Source organism: Mangrovivirga halotolerans, assembly GCF_026241165.1.
Taxonomy (GTDB): domain Bacteria; phylum Bacteroidota; class Bacteroidia; order Cytophagales; family Cyclobacteriaceae; genus Mangrovivirga; species Mangrovivirga halotolerans.
Genome location: NZ_JAPFQN010000013.1, coordinates 69,977 through 87,214 on the forward strand (window position 1 = coordinate 69,977; position 17,238 = coordinate 87,214).

At 36.1% G+C, this 17,238-nt stretch carries 16 protein-coding genes; 11 read left to right on the top strand and 5 right to left on the bottom strand.

Going from position 1 to position 17,238, the window contains the following annotated elements:
- Positions 1 to 387: 387 nt before the first annotated feature.
- From OO013_RS19265 to OO013_RS19275, 3 genes are all read left to right on the top strand, one after another.
- A complete protein-coding gene (locus OO013_RS19265; RefSeq protein WP_266058693.1) occupies positions 388 to 675 on the top strand; it encodes a hypothetical protein in 288 nt (95 codons plus the stop codon).
- Positions 676 to 683: 8 nt separating this feature from the next.
- The gene (locus OO013_RS19270; RefSeq protein WP_266058694.1) at positions 684 to 1,145 is read left to right on the top strand and encodes a hypothetical protein; all 462 of its coding nucleotides are present in this window, start codon (positions 684 to 686) and stop codon (positions 1,143 to 1,145) included.
- A 549-nt stretch (positions 1,146 to 1,694) separates the two neighbouring features.
- On the top strand, positions 1,695 to 2,054 hold the full coding sequence (locus OO013_RS19275; RefSeq protein ID WP_266058695.1) for a hypothetical protein: 360 nt from the start codon (positions 1,695 to 1,697) through the stop codon (positions 2,052 to 2,054).
- 255 nt (positions 2,055 to 2,309) lie between these two features.
- Here OO013_RS19275 and OO013_RS19280 read toward each other — a convergent pair whose 3' ends face one another.
- On the bottom strand, positions 2,310 to 2,567 hold the full coding sequence (locus OO013_RS19280) for a helix-turn-helix domain-containing protein (protein WP_266058697.1): 258 nt from the start codon (positions 2,565 to 2,567) through the stop codon (positions 2,310 to 2,312).
- A 1,007-nt stretch (positions 2,568 to 3,574) separates the two neighbouring features.
- On the opposite strand from OO013_RS19280, the gene OO013_RS19285 reads away from it, so the two are divergent.
- The 5 genes from OO013_RS19285 to OO013_RS19305 all read left to right on the top strand — a co-directional run bounded on the left by OO013_RS19285 (position 3,575) and on the right by OO013_RS19305 (position 7,177).
- Entirely contained in the window at positions 3,575 to 3,889 is a 315-nt protein-coding gene (locus OO013_RS19285; protein WP_266058699.1) for a hypothetical protein, read from the top strand.
- Between the two features lie 214 nt (positions 3,890 to 4,103).
- The gene (locus OO013_RS19290) at positions 4,104 to 4,529 is read left to right on the top strand and encodes a hypothetical protein (protein ID WP_266058700.1); all 426 of its coding nucleotides are present in this window, start codon (positions 4,104 to 4,106) and stop codon (positions 4,527 to 4,529) included.
- A gap of 156 nt (positions 4,530 to 4,685) precedes the next feature.
- Entirely contained in the window at positions 4,686 to 5,522 is an 837-nt protein-coding gene (locus OO013_RS19295) for a hypothetical protein (protein WP_266058701.1), read from the top strand.
- Between the two features lie 7 nt (positions 5,523 to 5,529).
- On the top strand, positions 5,530 to 6,435 hold the full coding sequence (locus tag OO013_RS19300; protein ID WP_266058702.1) for a patatin-like phospholipase family protein: 906 nt from the start codon (positions 5,530 to 5,532) through the stop codon (positions 6,433 to 6,435).
- Positions 6,436 to 6,532: 97 nt separating this feature from the next.
- Entirely contained in the window at positions 6,533 to 7,177 is a 645-nt protein-coding gene (locus tag OO013_RS19305) for an MOSC domain-containing protein (protein WP_266058703.1), read from the top strand.
- A gap of 188 nt (positions 7,178 to 7,365) precedes the next feature.
- Here the strand turns inward: OO013_RS19305 and OO013_RS19310 are convergent, their stop codons facing one another.
- The gene (locus OO013_RS19310; RefSeq protein WP_266058704.1) at positions 7,366 to 8,346 is read right to left on the bottom strand and encodes a hypothetical protein; all 981 of its coding nucleotides are present in this window, start codon (positions 8,344 to 8,346) and stop codon (positions 7,366 to 7,368) included.
- 265 nt (positions 8,347 to 8,611) lie between these two features.
- Between OO013_RS19310 and OO013_RS19315 the strand changes: the two genes are divergently transcribed.
- Entirely contained in the window at positions 8,612 to 9,859 is a 1,248-nt protein-coding gene (locus OO013_RS19315; RefSeq protein WP_266058705.1) for a parallel beta-helix domain-containing protein, read from the top strand.
- A 16-nt stretch (positions 9,860 to 9,875) separates the two neighbouring features.
- Entirely contained in the window at positions 9,876 to 10,925 is a 1,050-nt protein-coding gene (locus OO013_RS19320) for an SO2930 family diheme c-type cytochrome (protein ID WP_266058707.1), read from the top strand.
- A 227-nt stretch (positions 10,926 to 11,152) separates the two neighbouring features.
- Here OO013_RS19320 and OO013_RS19325 read toward each other — a convergent pair whose 3' ends face one another.
- The gene (locus OO013_RS19325; RefSeq protein WP_266058709.1) at positions 11,153 to 12,823 is read right to left on the bottom strand and encodes a formate--tetrahydrofolate ligase; all 1,671 of its coding nucleotides are present in this window, start codon (positions 12,821 to 12,823) and stop codon (positions 11,153 to 11,155) included.
- A gap of 206 nt (positions 12,824 to 13,029) precedes the next feature.
- Here OO013_RS19325 and OO013_RS19330 point away from each other — a divergent pair, with 206 nt between their 5' ends.
- Positions 13,030 to 14,748 (top strand): cellulase family glycosylhydrolase, encoded by a 1,719-nt coding sequence (locus OO013_RS19330; RefSeq protein ID WP_266058710.1) that lies wholly within the window; start codon positions 13,030 to 13,032, stop codon positions 14,746 to 14,748.
- Positions 14,749 to 14,756: 8 nt separating this feature from the next.
- Here OO013_RS19330 and OO013_RS19335 read toward each other — a convergent pair whose 3' ends face one another.
- The gene (locus tag OO013_RS19335) at positions 14,757 to 15,350 is read right to left on the bottom strand and encodes a hypothetical protein (protein WP_266058711.1); all 594 of its coding nucleotides are present in this window, start codon (positions 15,348 to 15,350) and stop codon (positions 14,757 to 14,759) included.
- A 93-nt stretch (positions 15,351 to 15,443) separates the two neighbouring features.
- Positions 15,444 to 17,228 (bottom strand): GAF domain-containing protein, encoded by a 1,785-nt coding sequence (locus OO013_RS19340; protein ID WP_266058712.1) that lies wholly within the window; start codon positions 17,226 to 17,228, stop codon positions 15,444 to 15,446.
- Positions 17,229 to 17,238 lie beyond the last annotated feature (10 nt).

Sequence of the window (17,238 nt, forward strand, 5' to 3'; positions counted from 1 at the left end):
AAAGGTATATCGCGGTAGCGATATGGGTTTTCATTAGCACCGTTCCCCCACCTGGATCGCCTCCAGGCAATCCAGTCCTCCCAGCTGCAGTTGATCATTGAGATTTGTAAATAACACATCGCGATAGCGGGATAGGTTGTCATTAGCAACACCTCCAAAACCTGGATCGCCGCCAGGCAATCCAGTCAATGATGTTTAACTGTTTCGTGGAGACACGAACCAGGGCTTCAAAAAACATTTGGTTTGATAAGAATACAGTTTAAATGTATAATTGTGATAAGTGACCGAGTCACAGACTCTGCATTTCATACAAAAGTTTGAAGTTGTCCTGCGGAACACTCCAAACAGCGGGGAACTGATATTAATCCAGCAACAATAGCATCAATATTGGCAAATATTTTTAATCCTGCAACCACAGGTATAGGCGAATCAACTTCACAATTAGAAAATACGTTTGAAAGTGGAATTGGAGGAAGTGTAGCAGTAGGTTCTTCAACTCAAGAAGCACCGGCAGCATATTTAAATTATTTGTATTTTGATGCTAATTTTGAATTCCAACATGGTGATTACATACAGGTTCCAGAAACAGGAACTTTTCAAGATAATAATGGTACCCCTTTGGGTGAGAAAGTAAATTATACCCTAACGGAAGTAAGGGCTACACTAGAAGAATAAAAGAAAAAATGAAGACTTGGCTATTTAAAATATTTGCGGGATTAATCTTAGCTATTTTGGTGATTTCAATTTATTGGTATCTTAATTCAAAAATTGCTGATCCTGATTTTCATCAATTAGTTAATTCTACTCTTCGGCAAAGAGTAGAAAAGGATTCGAGTATAGTCAAAAGAAATCCAGATATTCTTGTATCCAAATTTACCTTTAATAACGTGGTTTTTTTTGATAAATCAGGATCTACTGCGAAATTACATTCCATAGATTTTATTCAACAGGGGAGGAATAAATATGAGGAGATACTTCTCGAATTGCCAAATGGAGAGTTAGATATTATTTATAAGAAGGATGATTTAAAAAAAGAAATAAATTATTCTGGTTCTGATTACAATGTGAGTATTTATAATGGTAATATTAAAATTGTTGAAAAGTATGGAGGTAATAAGATAGTTTTTATTGGAGTCCAAGAGTAGTGTTTAATTTTTGTAATTCCACACTTCATAGTGTGTCTTAGATACATTTCAGTCAAATTATTGAAATGATACATTTAAGATTTTAAGTCTCCAGATTATTCTACACCCTCTGTTAGTAGTTTAGTGATAGCGTAACTACTAACGATAAATGAAAAGTAGGGCTTGTCTGAACTAGGATTTATAGGATAGAAAGATGATAAGATATGAAGCCTCTGATCACTCAGGGGCTTTTTTTGAATACACATTTTTAACAGAAGCCATTTTACTAGCAATCCGAACAATAAATATTCTTATATTCGAAATTTTAAATAAATGAAGAAAAAACTTAACAACACAAGCCCAAGAGAATTCTTGCGCCAGGGGGGGATACGTATACAACAGGATCCTTTGGCTGTTTTGGAATATATGGAGGGAACGCTGGAATTAAGAAATTTGTGACTGATGTTGTTAGGAGACGTGAAGCAAATAGAAGGGAAGGCACAGGCACAACAGTTTGGGTTATCGTTGAAAAAAGGATGAATGTTAATTGGAATTGGACTGTAGACTCTAATGGAAATAATATTAAGAAATAAGATCTTCGTAATGGTAATTTTATTTATATCACAAAGCTGTCAAGATAATCGTTCACTTGAAGAAAAGCTTAATGGATCATGGAGTGGTAATTTTAATGAGGATACAATTACATTAAATTTTGTTACAAAAGATAAATTAATTTACTCTTCTACAAATATTAATAATCAGGAGAGACATTATTCTTTAATGAATGATTCTTTGCTTGAGATAAATAATACAACATATAAAATTATCTTTAAAAGAAAAGATGAGTTTTCATTATCACCTCTAGATTCAAATATCTGGAATAGAGAGAGCTTAAATATAATTTACTTAATTTCTTTCAAAAAAAAATAGGAGCTTTCTTGCATCAAGTTTATCACTTTTCTTATCAGACCTGTTGCATTTTATCAAAACTCCAGCTATTAGAAGTTTATCAATAGCCTAATTACGAACTTTTAAATGAAAAGCAGGGATTGCATCCCGGTCATAATAACGAGAAAATAAATAGAAACCAAAAGCCTCCACTCGGGCGCGTTGCTTTTTCAGCAAAACGCGTTCGGCTAAATAAATAAATAGAAACCAAAAGCCTCTGATCACTCAGGGGCTTTATTATGAATAAGCCTTTTTAGCTTTAAAATCCCGGATAGACATATCCATGAAGTAGTAAATCTTTTCCTGGATGTCTTCGGGCAGTTTTTGGAGTTCAAGCACCCGGTTGAGTGTTTTTTTGTCAATGAGCTCATCGGCAGCACCGACGAGATAATCTAAGGAAACATCCAGGTAATCGGCCATCTTAGCAGCCACTTCAATGGAAGGCTTCATCTCATCGCGTTCATACCTGCCAATAGCCGGACCTTTTGTTCCCAACTACATGTGAAAAACCTTTGCGTTTAATTTATCTCTAATCTATGAGATATTGAATGAAAACCTTAATTTAAGCATATCAAGAAACATCAATTTATAGGTGAGTGATTCGGTGAGTTAATATTTTGAAAAGCTTGTAAGTCATTGAAAATAAACGGGTTTAAGAGTAGGGTTTCAATCCTGCCACACTTATTTCAAACTAGCTATTTTATTAATTAAGTTTAAAGAATTTATCCCTTTTTGTTAATTTAGAAGTATCAAAAAATATCAAAATAAAGTAGACCTAATCGGATACCTGATTTTTGAAATTGACCTTAACTTATTGATAATAAGATAGATATTTGACTGGGTTCAAATCCAGTCATCCCGACAATGAAAACCCAACACGGAAGTGTTGGGTTTAGTTATTTAAAGGCGGCAAGCCAAGTTACACTTGAGCTTGTGCCTTTAAATAACTAAACATTCCCGCGATAGCGGGATAGGTTTTCATTAGCACCGTTCCCAAACCTGGATCGCCGGCAGGCAATCCAGTCATTAAGTGATTAATGTATAATCTGGTTCGTGGAGACACGAACCAGGGCTTCACTAGAACTATGAGCCAAGCTCGCTTGAGCTCAACCCCCTACTAAACAAAAAAGGTATATCGCGGTAGCGATATGGGTTTTCATTAGCACCGTTCCCCCACCTGGATCGCCTCCAGGCAATCCAGTCCTCCCAGCTGCAGTTGATCATTGAGATTTGTAAATAACACATCGCGATAGCGGGATAGGTTGTCATTAGCAACACCTCCAAAACCTGGATCGCCGCCAGGCAATCCAGTCAATGATGTTTAACTGTTTCGTGAAGACACGAACCAGGGCTTCAAAAAACATTTGGTTTGATAAGAATACAGTTTAAATGTATAATTGTGATAATTGACCGAGTCACAGACTCTACAATTCATTAAAAAGTTTGAAGTTGTCCTGCGGAACACTCCAAACAGCGGGGAAAAATCATAACCATTAATATAAATGAAGTTGTTTAGTAAAGTAACAGGATTAGTATTTACTGGTTTATTAATGATTTATTCTATAGTATTTGAATGGGATAAAGCAAATGTAGCTATTAATTATACGCTGATAATATTAATGATTATAACATTATTTATCATTTTTAACTTAGGATTGCTCAGTAGTAAAAATATATTCTTTAGTTTTCTAAGGAAGAATATTTTTATTGGAATAATATTTTTTCTTTTTTTAACAGGTGCTATTTATTTATCTGAATATTTCTTAGGAGTTTATTTATTTAATTTATTTTTATTAATAGGTTTATCGCATAAGTAATTAAATAAAATTTTTGTGTTATTGTTATTACCACCACTGACTAGAGTTTAGTGATATCAGGAAAGGTTTTTATTAACAACACACCCTCCACTGTCTGGAGTTTAACGATAACATACCTTCAGAATTTTGATAAAAAGTAGAATTTCATCCTAGTCATTTAAATAAGTATATTTCATTATATTTGACTGATATCTGTAATCGGTCAAAATCAATTATGAAAACCACTGTAAATATTGTTTTTGCAATTTTAGTTTTAGCAATGTCTCAGTCTTGCTCTAAGCCAGCACCCGCTGTAGAATTTGAAGGTACCAAATGGTTAATGACAAGCTATTCAAAGAGTTGTAATCAAGATGATTATCTACAGAAAACTTTTGATTGCGAACAAGAAAATTGTGTGGAATATTATTTTGATGGCACATTACTGATAATAAACTCTTATGATTCTTTAGGTATTCCTGTTAATTACCAATATGAATATTATAAAAATGGCAATCAACTTCATTATGACACAAATGAGGTTTTAGATGATGAAATTGGAGAAGTTTATGTGAGCTACCATATTCTGGGCAAAACCTTATATTTTGATGAATTTGTAATTGAGGGATGTCAAATAGAAAGAGAATTTATTGCTATAGAATAATATCAAAAGGATGTTCTATCTGGTGTTGACAAGAGTATAAAACATCACCAATTTTAAAGTTAAGATCAGGATGATTAGAATATTAATACGCTTTCAGTTGATTTTAAACATCGAATATTGATTATAATGATTGCCTGACTTTCTTTTCAACTAATAATGAATAACATTTTTTACATGGCCCTTTTTAATCTATTCAAAATAAAATATAGTGTATTTTTTATGCTCTTTATTGTGAGCAATTGGGCAAATGCTCAGGACTGCCAAAATCTTACTCCTCAGCAATTGAACCAAATACAAAACTATGCCGAAGCTATCGTGCCTATTGTTTTGTTCAAATTACATCCTGCGCCAAACAATGATACCGAACGTCAGGAGAAACTCGACTCACTCAAAACCTATGATTATCCAGCTTATGTTGAGTTAATAAATAATATTCAGGGATTCATTGCCAACACGTCTCAGGAACAGCAGGTTTGTTTCTATAAAATTGCTGATAACACCACTGTTAATGCATGGATCAGCTATATTTATCGCAAGGATGCACCTACTAATGAGTCTCTGTCACCGGAATTTCAAAAAGGAATAGGCATACTGGCTGAAATCAATCAGGGGGTAATCGATCCATTTCGTTCTACCGAACAATACCTGTTAACTGTTAAAGGACTTCTGGCCTACACTTTCGCTAAAGAACAAGCAGGGGGAAGAATCCGTATGATGCTCGGACCATCTCTATATTATTCGAAACAGGAGGTAGACGTCTATCTCACCTCCAGGATGGAAGTGCGTATCTATGATCTTAAGGCAGAGCCAGTATCTCTTGGTACTTTTAAATTTTTGTTAGAAGGAAGTACTGATCTGGATGGACTTTGGATTGCTGGCCCGGGTGTAGGACTTGAGTTTCCACAGTTTGGTGTTAAATTGCTTCATCAATGGCGTACCGGAACAGCAATTAATCAATTAGAGTTAGGGATTTCCTACCGGTTTTTAAATTAATTAAATCATGAAAAGAGCATTAATTACTAGTGGAGGAGGTGCAAAAGGCGCTTTTTCCGTCGGGGCGCTTTCTTATATTTTTAATAATAATTTAGGTGATTTTGATATCATTAGTGGTACCAGCACGGGTTCACTGATTGCAGTTTTTGCTGCTATCGGAGATATTGAAACACTCAAAGATGTTTATACAAATGTGGTCAATGATGACATCATAGCCAGAACAAACCTGGTAAGGCAGCTTCAACAAGGAGAACCGTATCTACTTGATACTTATCCTCTGAAAGAATTGATCAATGAAAAAGTTACGGATGATGTCTTTCTGCAAGTAATGAATAGTAACACTACCTTATGTCTGACGGCTGTAAGTCTTCAAACAGGGAAACCGTATATTTTTACTACTAAAAATATTATTGTGCCCGAGGGATATGAAATGAAAATGATCCAGAGCTTATCAGACTTAAAAGACGCTATGTTAGCCAGTAGTAGCCAGGGAGGATTTTTACCTCCTGTAAATATTGATGGGCATCAAATGGTGGATGGAGGACATTGGACGGTTGTTCCTTCAGCCGCAGCAGTTGCACAAAATCCTGATGAGATTATAGTTTTGAGTAACAATCCACGAGAACTATCTCCGGGAGAACCTCAATACACGAGCGTTATTAATACGATTATGCGAGTCATTTCTATATTTCTTCAAGGGGTTAAAACGAAAGACTACATGGTGCTTGAAGATTATGTAGCCAGGACTAATAACAGAGTGTTTAACATTGAGCCGGACACGAACCTCGATGAAGAAAATCCAACTGGTTTGCGTTTCGACAGGTTCTTAATGACATTATGGCGAAGTCAGGGTGAGCAGAAAGCCAAAGAAGTATTTACTGAATCTTCTAATGAAGGAGGATTAGTTACTTAATCATTATTATTTTAAAGACCATACGCACCTTTTAAGCCAAATAATATAGTAATTTAAAGGTCTGATAAATTTATCAAAAAACAATCCATGGGTTCGTATGCAACTGAAATCAATTTTTGTAGGAAAACCAAAAGAAGTACCATATAATGGTGAAATCATATCCAGCGGGATATTTAAAAAAGAGGTAACAGGTGCAGTCAAGGTGAATAAATTTAATCTCGAAGGCGATAAACAAGCAGACCTGACTGTCCATGGGGGAGAGTTTAAGGCAGTATATGCGTATCCGGTTGAACATTATGATTACTGGAATAAAAAGAGACCTGACCTTCAATTTCAACCAGGTATTTTTGGTGAAAACTTATGTGTTTCAGGCTTATTGGAAAATGACGTTAATGTAGGTGATCGGTATAAAATTGGTACTGCAGTTTTTTCAGTTACCATTCCAAGGCTTCCTTGCTATAAGTTGGGAATCAAGATGAATGATTCCAAAATTGTTAAAGACTTTATGATCGCAGAGCGAAGTGGATTCTACCTTAAAGTAATCGAAGAAGGTGTTATTAATCCCGGTGATAAAATTGAGCTAGTATATAAGGACACCTATGGTCTGACTATAAGTGATCTGGTAAAACTTTATACTACAGAGAAAGCAAATAAGGAATTATTGAAAAAGGCTATTAAAGCTCCTTCGCTTCAAAAAGACTGGCAAGAAAAGTTTGCTGAAAAGCTAAGGGCCCTTTCCTGATAATCAAGACCAACATTATTCAAAGCTTTTTGAGGTCTTCGTTTCAATGTCCAGAAGAACAATAATTTTCAATCTTCTCCTTTTTTATAAAAAAGAACCCCAAAAAAATGCTTTTCGACTATCTATGGATCTGTAATCCTTATTTTGAAAAGAATAAAGACTCCGAATGCCGGAGCCTTTATTAATGTCTAATTACCTGTACCAAAATCTGCATCCTCTTCGATCTCAAATACCTTCAACATATTCTTTGAAAGTGGGTCAGGAACTTCTGCTACAAAAGCATATTTCCCGGGTTTAAGATTTACTTTGAAATAACCTTTTTTACCTGCGGGCATGTCCTGGGTACCTCCAATCCATTTTCCAGGTGAAGGAGTTTCCAACCCGGTAATATCTATCCAGTTCATCCAGGAGTTGATCTCTGCAATTTCTTCCCCCTCTTCATATTTGACTAAGTGAACATCATGTCCGAGAAAATGAGAATATGATGTCTGATCTATAAACTCAACACCGATAATTTGCTCCCCGGGGACGAGTTTATTTAGGATGTTAATACCCCCTTCTTCAGAAATTTCAAGGCTTACATCTGCCTCAGGTTCCTCGGCCGTATTTCCCATATCCTTAACTATCATGCTTTCCCGCATCGGATGAAATTCTCCATCGGTTTTGACATAGCATTCAACTACATATGTGCCAGGTTCTATATACAATGTTGATTCAGCACTTTCACCGGGAGATACCAGTCCTATCCCACCATAAAATATTATATCTCCAAACCAAACCGGTAATCTTTCAAATTCAGCAAATCCTTCTTCGGTGTTTCCTTCTCTAATTAGTGCGTAAGCGTCATTAAATACTGGGGGAACTCCGGTTGTAAAATCTTCAAAAGTTATTTGCTTTCCTTCATGAACCGGCATCCTGTCGATCAGCATGAAATGTGTCCAGGTTGATTTATTTGTATATCTGAAAGTGGTCCAACCGGAGGGAACTTCCTTCGGAAGTATGAAATTCATTCCGGTAGTGGTTACCTCTACTATATTAACAGGCGGTTCTTCCTCCAGCATTGATACTTGTTCCGTGCTAGTGCTTTCTGCAACAGAGGTTTTGCCGCAGCCAGCTAAAAGTACCATGAATAATAAAAACATTGTGGTATTTAAAGCTCTTGTTTTCATGATTTATTTGATTGATTAGTTCCATTAAAATATAAAAAGAAATGGCAAAAGAAAAATTTAGATATATAAGTTGTACAGCCCTTAAAATGGTAACGATACTAATCTGATTAGTCCGGTTATTAAAAGTCCAAACTCTGGTAAATAAGTACGGACTTAAGGAGTAAAATTGCTTTTAGTTTCTTTATAAAGTACTTTTCCGCTCACAACCACCCGATCTGTACCACTTTACCAATTATTTGAACTTTTTAATTAAACCCAGTTAATCATGAAACAATTAAACCTTTCATTGCTTGCTCTTTTCCTTTTATTTCTTGGTGCTTGTGATGATGATGATGAGGGATCAAGAAATCGGATTGTTATCAGTCCGGGTCCCGATGCTCAGGCAGAAGTGCAGACTGCTTTTATTGAAGCCAATGCAGGAACTGATATTGTGTTTGAAGCAGGAACATATAATTTTACCAGTCAACTTTCCATTGATGATAAAAATGACATCAGAATTCTCGGAGCCGGAAGGGAATCAACAATTCTTAACTTCTCACAACAAACGGGAGGGGGAGAAGGATTGCTAGCTACCAATTGCGAAAATATATTGTTTCAGGATTTTACTATTGAAGATACGGATGGTGATGCATTAAAAACCAGGGATTGTGACTTTGTGACTTTTCTTAATGTTGGTACTGTTTGGAGTGGAACTCCAAGTACTGATAATGGAGCTTATGGATTATACCCTGTTCTTTGTACTAATGTCTTGATTGATAACTGCTATGCTTATGGAGCATCTGATGCAGGGATTTACGTAGGGCAAACGACTAATGCAGTGGTAAGAAACTCTACTGCCGAAGGAAATGTTGCAGGAATAGAGATTGAAAACACAATCAATGCAGACGTTTATGGCAATACTGCCACAGACAATACCGGAGGTATTTTGATATTTGATTTACCTGGGTTGAGCCAGTATGGTAATACCTGCAGAGTATTTAATAATACTGTAAGTGATAATAACAGAACAAACTTTGCGCCTGCGGGTAATGTTGTGGCTGAAGTTCCTGCCGGTACTGGAATTATGATGTTGAGTACCAGGAAAGTGGAGATCTTTGATAATGATTTATTAGATAATATGTTCGCTAATATCATTGCCGCAAGCTATCTGATTATAAATGATAATCCAGGCGATCCTGATTATGTGGCATTCTGGAATGAGATATATGTGCACGATAATACGTATAGCCGAAATGGTACATACAATCAAAACCAAAATCAAACTGCTATGTGTATCAATACTTTTATTGAAACATGGAATGAATTAGAACAGCCTGATATATTGATTGACGGAATTACAGGAGGTGCATTTTGTATTAAGGAAACTCCTTCTCCATCATTTATAAATGTTGATGCTTTTAACCTGGATACATCTGATTGTAGTGGAACAGCTAAAACAGATCTTTCAATTTACGATTGCGAAGGTGAAGTTCTACCTGCAGTTTCATTTGATCCATATGGAGCGAGTCTTTAAAATCAAATAGTGTGTGATGATGATTCGATTGTTGAGTGTATTGATTTTATTGGGGATATTTAGTGCAGGCTGTAGTGAAGACGAATCCGCAACTTCACCTACCGGGCCTCTGTTTCCTGAATCCCAGGTTTTTGAAAAACTAAGTGACTATAGACTGTTTGAAGGATCCCTGGCCGACCTCCAGCCGGCTGAGGGAGTTCTTCCTTATGATCTTAATTCTCCTTTATTTACTGATCATGCCTCGAAATTGAGGTTTGTTTATGTTCCAAAAGGGAACTTTGTATCCTATGATACCACAGATGTGTTGTCTTTTCCAAAAGGCACTATCCTGGTTAAGAATTTTTATTATACTCTGGAATCAGGCGAAGATTTTATAATCGAAACCCGGTTATTACTTCATCAAAATAATGGATGGAATCTGGAGGTGTATGAATGGAATGATGAACAAACAGAAGCTTACAGAAATATCATAGGGAATACTAAAACACTTTCATTTGTAGCCAACGGCCAATCTTATACAGTTGATTATGTGATTCCAAATAAAAATCAATGTAAGAACTGCCATGCAAGAGGGAATGACGAAAAACCAATAGGGCCTGTTGTCCAAAACCTGAATAAAAATTACTCCTATTCTGATGGAGTTGAAAACCAGTTGACAAAATGGATAGAAGCTGGAATCTTAGAACAACCAAATCATAAAGAGATACCCACCTGGGCCGATTATACTGATGAATCGAAAAGCCTGAATGACAGAGCAAGAGTTTACCTTGAGGTGAATTGCGCTCATTGTCATCAGAGAAATGGTTCAGCATATAACTCTGGCTTGTTCCTGAATTATTATAATACTGATTCCTTAAGCCTTGGATTCAATAAAACACCAGTAGCAGCCGGAGCTGGTTCAGGTGGTTTAGATTATGTCATAGTCAAAGGAAATGCAGATGCATCTATTTTACATTTCAGGATGAATTCTACAAAAACTGAAGTAATGATGCCTGAACTTGGCAGAACTTTGATCGATGAAGAAGGTGTAGCATTGATCAGAGAGTGGATAAATAGTTTAGAATAAAAGTTTACGTGGATCTAGAGCTATTTTATAAGGAAGGCAAATTAATTTGCCTTCCTTTTTTATTAATTCAAAGCAAACAATATAGATCTAAATATTGAATGATTCAGATTTGTACATGATTAATAAAAAAGGGAAACTGTAAATTGCCCTTCTTATTTTTTGGATCAAAAAAAGAGACTACCCTTCGATAGCCTCTTTATCTATTAATTAAATCAAACCATTCCATGTTATGATAGTCCTGATATCACCCCTTCATTATTGATATCAATACCCTCAGCAGCAGGTGTGGGGGGAAGTCCGGGCATCCTCAATATATTTCCTGCTATTGGTATCAAAAATCCTGCGCCGGCAGCGATCTCAAATTCCCGGATGTTTATATCAAAGTTCTTTGGTCTGCCTAATAATTTTTCATCGTCAGAAAGTGATTTCTGTGTTTTTGCAATACAGATGGGTAATCTGCTAAATCCCAGCTCCTCGAATCTGTGTAATTGTCTTTTAGCTTTATTAGAAAGGATTACATATTTAGCTCCGTAGACAGTCTGGCAAACTTTTTCGATTTTTTCTCTTGGTGAATCTTCCAGGTCATAGGTAGGAACAAAGGTTGATTCACACTTTGCCGTAGCTTTTACCACTTCTTCTGCCAGATCTAAAGTTCCTTCGCTACCTTTTGTAAAGCCATTACTTTCTACAAAAGGAACATTACAATCTGCACAAGCTTTTTTAAGGATAGATATTTCTGCATCAGTATCAGATTCAAACCTGTTGATACAAACTACTGCAGGCAGCCCGAATCGGGTGATATTTTCCACGTGTTTTCTCAGATTTTCTTTTCCTTTAACTACTGCTTCCAGATCTTCTTCCTTCAAATCAGCTAAGGGCTTACCTCCGTGATATTTTAATGCCCTGATAGTTGCCACGATGACCACAGCTTTTGGGGAAATACCGGCATGTCGGCATTTGATATTAAAAAACTTTTCTGCACCAAGATCAGCTCCGAAACCCGCTTCTGTCACAACGTAATCGGATAATGACATGGCCATTTTCGTTGCAATTATACTGTTTGTACCCTGGGCGATATTGGCAAATGGCCCGCCATGGATTATGGCTGGTGTACCTTCCAGTGTTTGTACCAGGTTTGGTTTGATTGCATCTTTTAATAGCGCTGCCATGGCTCCCTCGGCATTCAGATCACGTGCAAAAACAGGTGTATGATCAAAGGTATCTCCAACATAGATATTTCCAAGGCGCTCCTTTAAGTCTTCAAAATCCTTGCTGATACATAAAATAGCCATCACTTCTGATGCGGCAGTAATATTAAAGCCTGTTTCCATAGGAATTCCTCCGGATTTTCCTCCTAAGGCCGTAACCATCTTTCGCAAAGCGCGGTCGTTCATATCCATGCTGCGCTTCCAGAGCACAGTACGTGGATCGATACCCAAACTACGGGTTGAGCTCTGTATATTATTATCAATTAAAGCGGCAAGCAGATTATTTGCTTTTTCTATTGCAGAAAAATCACCAGTAAAGTGAAGGTTTATATCCTCCATAGGTACTACCTGTGAATATCCGCCGCCTGCAGCACCACCTTTGATACCAAACACAGGGCCTAATGATGGTTCTCTCAATACTACAGTTGTTTTTTTGCCAATCCTGGAAAGTCCGTCTGCCAATCCAATCGATGTGGTGGTTTTTCCCTCACCAGCAGGTGTAGGGGTTATAGCAGTAACCAGGATAAGATTACTGCGATTGATTTTATCTTTATTGTTATGTTCTAAAGGGAGTTTAGCTTTGAATTTACCATAATGTTCCAGGTCATCTCTTTCAAGTCCCAGACCTGACGCTATTTCATCAATGTGTTTTAACTGACAATTTTGTGCAATTTCTATATCTGTGAGCATGTGTTTCTGATCTTTATTTGGATTTCACTCAAATTAGCTCTACTTAATCGATCCTGTTAAGTCAGATATTAGTGGGCAAACTGACTTTTATCATCTTGGTTTACAATAGGGGGGTATTTATAACCTAGTTTGATATAAAAGCCTTGCTGCGGATCAAGGATAATAAACTAATTTTAACCAGACAGTATTCTAAAAGCCACTATATTATGAGGAGCATTATATTTTTATTCCTGCTGATTACTAATCTGATAAGCGCACAGGATTTTTTACATACTGAAGGGAAATACATAATCGATAAAAACGGGGAAAAGATTATTCTTAGAGGAATTGGTCTTGGAGGCTATATGCTACAGGAAGGTTATATGTTGAAGGTTCCTTTTTCCGGTCAACAATATGTTTTCAGAAATCATGTTGAAGAATTGATCGGAGAGGAAGCAACTGAAGAATTTTATAAAAGGTGGTTGTCAAATCATGTGCAAAAACCAGATATTGATTCACTGAAAAAATGGGGCTTTAATTCTGTCAGGCTACCCATGCATTATAACTTGTACACCTTGCCTATAGAAGATGAGCCTGTAAAAGGTGAAAATACGTGGCGTGAAACGGGCTTTGCATTAACAGATTCTTTATTAAAATGGTGTACGGACAATGAAATGTATCTCATCTTAGATATGCATGCAGCCCCGGGAGGGCAGGGGCATGACCTCAATATATCAGATCGGGATCCCTCAAAACCGTCATTATGGGAAAGCAAGGCTAATCAGGAAAAGCTGATTGCTTTATGGGAGGAGCTGGCAAAAAGATATAAAGACCAACCCTGGATAGGAGGTTATGACCTGATTAATGAACCCAACTGGCGTTTTAGTGAGGAAGGTCATAAACATGGTATTGATGAAAAAAATAATGCTCCGATCAGAAAATTGATGATAGAGATTACTAAAGTGATCAGAGAAGTGGATCAAAATCACATAATTTTTATTGAAGGAAATGGATGGGGAAATAACTATACAGGTATCCTTCCTCCCTGGGATAAAAATATGGTCGTAAGTTTTCATAAGTACTGGAATTATAACCGGACAAAAGATATAGAAGCTTTTTTAGAAATAAGAGATCAGTATAATGTTCCGGTTTGGCTGGGAGAATCCGGAGAGAATTCTAATGTCTGGTTTCGGGATGCGATTAAGCTGATGGAAGAAAACCAGATTGGCTGGTGCTGGTGGCCACTAAAAAAACTGGGAAGTAACAATCCGTTAGAAATAAAGATGAATGAAGGGTATCTGAATATCATAAATTACTGGAAAGATGAAGCAGAAAAACCTTCGAGGGATGAAGCGATCAAAGCTTTCATGCAGTTGGCTGAAAATACTAAGATTAAAAATAATATAGTTCACTATGATGTTTTGGATGCTATGTTCAGGCAAGTAAAAACAGATAGTACTCTTTCATTCAGGGATCACCTTACTGGAAAAAATATTATCAAAGCTGTGAATTATGATCTTGGTCCAATTAATAAAGCTTATTATGATGTGGATTACGCAAACTATCACGTTTCTACGGGAGGTGAGCGACAACCATGGAACAAAAGCAGGCTTTATAGAAACGATGGTGTAGATATATTTAAAACACAGGAAGGGGAATTGTATGTAGGAGATTTTGTTGAAGAGGAGTGGCTTCTGTATTCTATTGAAGAAGAGGAGAAACAGAATTATAACTTGATACTTTCCCTGAGGTCAGTTAGTGAGGGTTCAGTTGTCAATGTTTATCTTAATGATCAGTTAAAAGAGACTTTAGAAGTTGAACAATCTGATCAATTCCAAATTTATAAATTAGATGAGATTGAATTGAATAAAGGTCTAAACCAATTGAAGATAGCCGTTAATTCAGGTGATATAGATTTTAAGGATATGAAGTTTAATGTTCAGTAGCATTGATTTTATTCAACATTCTTAAGTTTTATATCCGGCATTTTTTTACCAAAAGTACTAAGTCCGTCAAGAGCACTTTTCATTGAGATAGGATTTATTTCAAATCCTTTTTTTGCAAAAAACCTGAGTTCTCCGGCATCCATTCGAGGAGCATCTGGGACAAAAACTGAATAAAAATTTTGATCGGTATCGTCAGTAATAAAGGCTATACGATAAAAATTATCTTCTTTGAGTAAAATAGCCTTCCATGGTTCTTCTACTGAATCGTCCTCGGAAATAAATTTGAATTTAAGAATTTGTAAAAAAGGAAATACCCTGAATAAAAAGTCTTCTATCCCCGATCCCCAGCTTTTAAGTAATCCGACTTTTATTAAATAACCTGCAAGGTATGATATTATTAAAATGATTATGACCAGAGAAAGTGTTGCTGCAATGGCGGCACCGAACATGGTATCAATACCAGTAATGGAAGCAAACCATGCTGCTAGAGGATTTAATAAAGCTACTATTTTGCCAACTATAATGAGCATCACAGTCAAAGGAATAAGAAAAAGTACCCCGCCTAAGAGTACTTTCCTTGTTGTCTTTTTTATTATATGCATTTCGTGTTCTTTTTTTATGGCAGCTAGCTTATTAAGTTAATAAAATCTACCATTTATTTATATGAACACGTATTTAATTCAATAATAAAGCGGTTAAGATTCTGATGATTTTACTTTATTAATTTCTCCATTCAGATCTTTCCCATTTGAATTTTTGTTTGTTTCAATATAGGATGTCAGATCAAAGGCAAATTTCATTACTTTTTCAGCTTGACCAAGTTCGTTCTGAACTAAGGTATACGCTCCGTAAAGAATTACTTCATTTCCGAATTTGTCAATTCTTTTAAATTCGCCGCTTTTAGTAATTCCATTACCAAGATCAGACCAGAATTGTTTGTACTCCATTGAAGTTCTTAAGGCCTCATCCACAAAAATCTTATGGTGTTGCCCTTCGATTTCGCTTGGGTTGTATTTCATTAGTTTGCAAAAAGCATCATTGGCATTAAGAATAGTCCCATCAGTTGCAAATTCGATCATACCAATATTACTGTTACTAATGGCGATGAGCTGTTCTTCAGCTAATGTAGATTTTCTTCTCATTTCCTCCTGGGTCGCCTGCAGTTCTTCCATATTTTGTCTCATTTCTTCTTCCTGGGCACGCATTTCTTCAGTTTGCTGCTGAGACACCTGAAGCAGTTCATTTGTTTTATTTGTTAATTGAGAAGTGCTGATTGAAGAAGCAATTGTTTCGCTCACACGATCCAAAAATTTGTGATGCTTTGATTCAAATTTTTTCAGCGTAGCTATTTCCAGGATACCCACTATTTCCTGGTCAGTTTTTATAGGAATTATAATAATTTCGCGAGGTTCAGATGATCCAAGTCCGGAGGTAATCTTAATATAGTTTTCAGGAATTTCTTTCAGATGGATTTTCTCTCTTTCGAGAAAGCATTGACCAACAAGGCCTTCACCAACTTTAATCCTTTTATCAATAAATTTTTTCCTGTCGTAAGCATAACAGCCCGTCATTTCCAGATCTTCTTCAGTTTCTGAATCAAGAATAAATAAGGCAGCCTGATTGGCATCCATGTAATTGACCATAAATGATACGATCAAATCAGAGAGTTCTTCAAGATTATTAATTTTTGAACGGACGATATCACTCACTTTAGCTATACCTTCAGTAATAAACTTTTCTTGCCTTTCTCTTTTTGAACTTTCGCTAATATTATTCCTCATGTTCTGAAGAGCTGTAGCGAGGACATCATCTTCATCATTTTTGAATTCAATATCTATGTTTCCTTTTGCTATTTCATTTGCAAAATCTATACTGCGCTGGACACTTTCATCCTTTTTTCGAAGCTCCATGATATTATCAGCACTTTCTTTGGTACTTTGTTCCTGGTTATGTGCATATATAGAAGCAATAATTATCCCTACAGCATACAAGCCTGCGTGGAATAAAAATGTCTGAAAGTCCATGTAATCCAGCTGAGTAAAATAGATTTGTTTATAAGATTCAATATTTTCGGTACTTCCCAGATACTGAATGTAAGCAAAGGAAGAATGGTGGATTACTACGAATAAAAACTGGGGGATGAAAGCATATTTGTTTTGGTAAGCTATCAAAACAATAATAGCTATAAATGCAGTAAAATGCATTTCAAACAAACCGTGCATCTGGTAAATAAATTGAGCCATAAAAATTCCGGCCACGAGGCTACCAATATACTGGTTCAGTCTTGAGTCCTTAAAAAATATTTTGGCACTGTAATACATCATCAAGTTGATCAGACCTACGCCAAATCCAACAAGAAAAGTATCATAAATAAATGAGAGACCAATTCCAAAAATAAAATAACCAATGAGTAAAGATTCCAGGACCTTATCAGATTGCTTATATATTTTTTCAAAAAATGGTAGATATTTAGATTGCATATTTATTTGT

Coding starts and splice junctions, on each gene's coding strand:
- OO013_RS19285 (WP_266058699.1), top strand. CDS start 3,575: ATGAAGTTGTTTAGTAAAGTAACAGGATTAGTATTTACTGGTTTATTA.
- OO013_RS19275 (WP_266058695.1), top strand. CDS start 1,695: ATGGAAATAATATTAAGAAATAAGATCTTCGTAATGGTAATTTTATTT.
- OO013_RS19315 (WP_266058705.1), top strand. CDS start 8,612: ATGAAACAATTAAACCTTTCATTGCTTGCTCTTTTCCTTTTATTTCTT.
- OO013_RS19335 (WP_266058711.1), bottom strand. CDS start 15,350: ATGCATATAATAAAAAAGACAACAAGGAAAGTACTCTTAGGCGGGGTA.
- OO013_RS19320 (WP_266058707.1), top strand. CDS start 9,876: ATGATGATTCGATTGTTGAGTGTATTGATTTTATTGGGGATATTTAGT.
- OO013_RS19340 (WP_266058712.1), bottom strand. CDS start 17,228: ATGCAATCTAAATATCTACCATTTTTTGAAAAAATATATAAGCAATCT.
- OO013_RS19270 (WP_266058694.1), top strand. CDS start 684: ATGAAGACTTGGCTATTTAAAATATTTGCGGGATTAATCTTAGCTATT.
- OO013_RS19305 (WP_266058703.1), top strand. CDS start 6,533: ATGCAACTGAAATCAATTTTTGTAGGAAAACCAAAAGAAGTACCATAT.
- OO013_RS19310 (WP_266058704.1), bottom strand. CDS start 8,346: ATGAAAACAAGAGCTTTAAATACCACAATGTTTTTATTATTCATGGTA.
- OO013_RS19325 (WP_266058709.1), bottom strand. CDS start 12,823: ATGCTCACAGATATAGAAATTGCACAAAATTGTCAGTTAAAACACATT.
- OO013_RS19300 (WP_266058702.1), top strand. CDS start 5,530: ATGAAAAGAGCATTAATTACTAGTGGAGGAGGTGCAAAAGGCGCTTTT.
- OO013_RS19290 (WP_266058700.1), top strand. CDS start 4,104: ATGAAAACCACTGTAAATATTGTTTTTGCAATTTTAGTTTTAGCAATG.
- OO013_RS19330 (WP_266058710.1), top strand. CDS start 13,030: ATGAGGAGCATTATATTTTTATTCCTGCTGATTACTAATCTGATAAGC.
- OO013_RS19295 (WP_266058701.1), top strand. CDS start 4,686: ATGAATAACATTTTTTACATGGCCCTTTTTAATCTATTCAAAATAAAA.